The 4,945-nt window shown below is 67.1% G+C and carries 4 protein-coding genes; all 4 read left to right on the top strand.

The annotated features are described in order from the left end of the window. On the top strand, window positions 1-193 hold a 193-nt coding region (locus tag B3873_RS10855; RefSeq protein WP_286865961.1), incomplete at its 5' end, for a CbtB domain-containing protein. A gap of 10 nt (window positions 194-203) precedes the next feature. After that, window positions 204-956 carry a CbtA family protein gene (locus B3873_RS10850; protein WP_286865959.1) on the top strand — a complete coding sequence of 251 codons (753 nt, stop codon included), beginning with the start codon at window positions 204-206 and terminating at the stop codon, window positions 954-956. A gap of 64 nt (window positions 957-1,020) precedes the next feature. Further along, a complete protein-coding gene (locus tag B3873_RS10845) occupies window positions 1,021-1,362 on the top strand; it encodes a (2Fe-2S) ferredoxin domain-containing protein (protein ID WP_166675070.1) in 342 nt (113 codons plus the stop codon). Next, the coding region (locus tag B3873_RS10840) for a cobaltochelatase subunit CobN (protein ID WP_286865956.1) at window positions 1,355-4,945 on the top strand (3,591 nt) is incomplete at its 3' end. The genes B3873_RS10845 and B3873_RS10840, both read left to right, overlap by 8 nt.

The raw sequence follows: 4,945 nt of genomic DNA, 5'->3' as shown, positions 1-4,945 counted from the left end.
CGCCCGTCACACCGCTGATTCTTCCTCTTCCAGCCACGCCGGCAGCCAGGTCTGGCGCGACCGCATCGCGCCCTCGCTGCTGGCCTTCGCGCTGGGTGTGGCGCTGATCTACGGCGCCGGCTTCGCCTCCAAGGTCGAGCTGCACAATGCCGCCCACGATGGCCGCCACTCGGCCGGTTTCCCCTGCCACTGAGGAGCGGACGATGAACTGGACCGTGTTCCGGCGCATGGCGTCGGCTGTGGTGGTGGCAGGCGCTTTATCGGGCGTGCTGCTGTCGGGCGTGCAGCAATTCCAGGTCGAAAAGATCATCCTCAAGGCAGAGGAATATGAAAAGGCCGGTGAATCGGCGGCCCCGGCAGCCGATGACCACGCCCACGAACCCGCCACCCAGGCGGCTGCGCACGAGCACTCGCATGCGAACGCGCATGAGCACGAACACGCGCATGACGCCAATGCCTGGGAGCCGGCTGACGGCGCCGAGCGCACCGGCTACACCGTGCTGGCCAACGTCAGCATGGCGGTCGGTTTCGCCTTGCTGCTGGTGGCGGCCTTTGCCCTGAGCGGACGCCAGATCAGCTGGCGCAGCGGCCTGCTGTGGGGCCTGGCCGGTTATGGCGTGTTTTTCGTCGCGCCCTCGCTGGGCTTGCCGCCGGAAGTCCCCGGTACCCTGGCCGCACCGCTGCAGGCGCGCCAGCTCTGGTGGGTGATGACCGCCGCCATGACGGCGGCCAGCCTGGGCCTGTTCGTCTTCACCCGTGGCTGGCTGTGGAAGCTGGCTGGCGTCATGCTGCTGGTGGTACCGCATTTCATCGGCGCACCGCAGCCGGAAGTCCACGGCAGCGTGGCCCCGGAAGAACTGGCACAGGCCTTCATCCGCGCCACGGCGGCGGCCAATGCCGTGTTCTGGCTGGCGCTGGGCGGGTTGACCGGTTTCTTCTATCGCCGCTTTGGCTGATGGATCGGCCCTGACGGGCCCCTGTCCGGCGTTGCTGCGCCGGGGAAAGTAAAGCATCAAAGCCATGAGAACTCATCATCGTCACGTGCTCATGTGCGTGGGTCCCCGTTGTACCGACAACGGCGTGCTGGCCGAAGCCATGTTCGGCGTGCTGGGCGAGCAGATCGACGCCCGCCCCGAGCTGCGTGTCAAGCGCACCCGTACCCACTGCATGGTGGCCTGCAAGGCGCAGGCCCCGGTGGTGGTGGTCTATCCCGAGGGCGTGTGGTATCGCTGCGAGGATGCCGCCGCCATCGAGCGCGTGGTGGTGGAGCATCTGGAAGGCGGACGCGAAGTGAGCGACCTGGTCTTCCATCGCCTGGGCAGCGGCGATGTGCTGCCGGAAGCGGAGGTCTCCGATGCATGATCCCGTGGCCCGCATCGTCCTGCTGACGCACGCCCCGACCGACCTGGCGCTGCTGGCTGCTGCACGCGCGCAGTTGCCGGAGGATTTTCCTACCGTTGTGGGCTACGACCTGCAAGCCCTGCAATCCTGCACCGATGAGCAGGGTCAGCCGCTGCGTACGCTGGCGACCCTGCTGCGCGCGGAGCTGGCCAGCGCGCAGGTGATCGTGCTACGCGTACTCGGACGGCTGGGTGCAGTGGCCGGTTTTCCTGAATTGCTGCGGGCCGCGCGCGCCGAAGGGCGGCAGCTGATCGTGCTGTCCGGTACCGGCGAGCCCGATGCCGAACTGGCCGCGGCGTCCACTGCCGCACCTGACGTGCAACAGCAGGCGCTGGCGTATTTCAACGGCGGCGGCAGCGTCAACCTGGCGCAGCTGCTGCGCTGCCTGTCGGATCGCCTGCTGCTGAGCGGCTACGGCTACGAGCCCGCGCAGGCCTTGCCCGAACATGGTCTCTACCATCCCGACCTCGAACAGGATGCCCGCCTCGACGACTGGCTGGCCCTGCGCGCGCAGGCCCCGGCGGGCAAGCCGGCGGTGGGCATCATCTTCTACCGGGCGCATTGGCTCTCGGGCAATACCGCCTTCATCGATGCGCTGGTGGCGGCGCTGGAGGCGCGCGGCATGGATGTGCTGCCGGTGTTTACTTCCTCGCTGCGGGTGTCGGCCAGCAGTGGGGCGGCGCTGCCGCCTGCGCTGGCGTATTTCGCCGAGGGCCGGGTCGATCTCATCATCAACACCACCAGCTTCGCCATGGGCGAGATTACGGCCGGCGGCATCACGCCGGCGGGCTGGTCGGTCTCGGTGCTGGAGCAGTTGAACCGCCCGGTGCTGCAGGCCATCACCAGCGGCATGACGCAGGACCAGTGGCAGCATTCCACGCGCGGCATGAATCCGCTGGATGCGGCCATGAACGTGGTCCTGCCCGAATTCGACGGCCGCATCATCGGTGTGCCGCTGTCCTTCAAGCACACCAGTGAAGCGGGCGTGGTGCAGTACCAGGCCCTGCCGGACCGCGTGCGCCGCATCGCCGGGCTGGCGCAGCGGCTGGTGCGCCTGCGCCGCACGCCCAATGCAGAAAAACGCATCGCCTTCATCTTCACCAATTCCAGCAGCAAGGCCGCGCAGATCGGCAATGCCGTGGGGCTGGATGCGCCCGAGTCGCTCATGGCCGTGCTGCGCGCACTGGCAGCAGATGGCTATGCCATCAGCGATCTGCCCGACACCGGCACGGCCCTGATCCACGAACTGGTGGACCGCTGCTCCTACGACGACATCCTGCTCACCGAAGACCAACTGCGCCGTGCTGCCGCGCGCATCCCGGCGGCGTGCTATGCGCAATGGTTCGCCGCGTTGCCCGCCGCCTTGCAGGCCAGGATGCAGCGCCAATGGGGCGCCGCGCCCGGCGAGGCTTACTTGCACGACCAGCATCTGGTGATCGCCGGACTCGACCTCGGCAATGCCTTCGTGGCCCTGCAACCGCCGCGCGGCTACGGCATGGACCCGGACGCCATTTACCACCAGCCCGACCTGCCGCCCACCCATCACTACTACGCGCTGTACCGCTGGCTGGATGAAGAATGGGGCGCGGATGCCATCGTCCACGTCGGCAAGCACGGCACCCTGGAGTGGCTGCCGGGCAAGGGCGTGGGCCTGTCTGAAGAATGCTTCCCGGATGCCTTGCTGGGCGACGTGCCGCTGTTCTATCCCTTCATCATCAACGATCCCGGCGAAGGCTCGCAGGCCAAGCGTCGCGCCCATGCCGTGGTGGTGGACCACCTGACGCCACCCATGACCACCGCCGACAGCTACGGCGCGCTGGCCCAGCTCACGCAGCTGGTGGACGAGTATTACCAGGTCGAGGTGCTCGATCCGGCCAAGCTGCCGCTGCTGCAGCAGCAGATCTGGGAGCTGGTACGGCAGACCAATCTGGATAGGGACCTGCAGTACAAGCTGCTGCATCATGAACACGATCATGACCATGAGCACGGTCACGATCATGGCCATCACCATCATCATCATGGACATCATCATCACGATGACCATGACCATCATCACGACCATGACCATGCGCACGACGACGACGGGCTGCCGCACGCGCTGAGTGAACTGGATGGCGCCGGTGTGGCGCACCTGATCGAGGACCTCGACGGCTACCTTTGCGAACTGGGCGCGGCCCAGATCCGCGACGGCCTGCACATCCTCGGCCGCATGCCCGATGCGCAGCAACTGCCGGACATGCTGGTGGCCCTGACGCGCCTGCCCAACCAGGACCTGCCGGGCCTGCAGGAGGAAGTGGCGCGGCTCTTCGGCCTGTCGCTGGACATGCTGCTGGAACACAAGGGCCGCCGCCTCAACATCGACGATGCGCTCTCCCGCACGGCCGGGCGCGCCATCGTCACCCGCGCCGATGCGCTCGAAGCCATCGATGCGCTGTGCCTGTCGCTGATGCAATCCCTGCAGCAGCAAGGCTTTGCAGTGCCTGCCATCGAGGGCGTCATCCAGACCTTGTTCGCCCCCTTGTTCAGCGCTCCCGCTGAAGAAAAACCGCGCCTGCAACCGACCCTGCAAAAAAGCGCAGGCAGCGTGCTCGGCGGCATGCGCGCCATGGCGCGATCGGCCGCGCCGGTCAAGCGCGCAGCACCGGCTGCTGCCATCAAGGCTACCGACACCAGCGCAGTGCGGCGCATCCTCAGCTTCGCCTGCGAGCAGCTGGTGCCGCGCCTGCAGCGTACCGATGAGGAAATCGGCAACCTGCTCAACGGCCTGCGCGGTGGCTACATTCCGGCCGGACCCAGCGGTTCGCCCACGCGCGGCATGGCGCATATTCTCCCGACCGGGCGCAATTTCTATTCCGTGGATCCCCGCAGCGTACCTTCGCAATCGGCCTGGCGCGTGGGCCAGCAACTGGCGCGCGAAGTGCTGGAGCGCCATCACCGCGAGAGCGGCGACTATCCCGAGAGTGTGGCCATCAGTATCTGGGGCACCAGCGCCATGCGGACCCATGGCGACGATGTGGCGCAGATCCTGTCATTGATGGGCGCGCAGCCGGTCTGGCGCGAAGGCAACCGGCAGGTGGCCGGGGTCGAACTGATCCCGCTGGATCAATTGCAGCGTCCGCGCATCGACGTGACCACGCGCATCAGCGGCTTCTTCCGCGATGCCTTCCCGCAGCTGATCGAACTGATTGACGATGCCGTGCAACTGGCCATCGCCGCCGATGAGCCGGAAGACATGAACTTCGTGCGCAAGCACTACCTGCGCGATCTGCAGCAGGCCATGCAGGGCGGACTGGGCCAGGCCGAGGCGGCGGCGCAGGCGTCCTATCGCGTCTTCGGGGCCAAGCCCGGCAGCTACGGCGCAGGCATCCTGCCCCTGATCCAGGAAAAGAACTGGCAGGACCAGGCCGATTTTGCCGAGGCCTACATCAACTGGGGCGGTTACGCCTACGGCCGCAAGGTGCAGGGCGCGGACCAGCGCGAGGCCTTCCGCCAGCGTCTCTCGGGCGTGCAGGTGGCCTTGCACAACCAGGACAACCGCGAACAC

Source organism: Herbaspirillum sp. UBA812 (assembly GCF_002296545.1).
GTDB lineage: Bacteria > Pseudomonadota > Gammaproteobacteria > Burkholderiales > Burkholderiaceae_D > Herbaspirillum > Herbaspirillum huttiense.
Note: the sequence above shows the minus strand (reverse complement) of the source record. Positions and strands in the feature narration are given on the sequence as shown.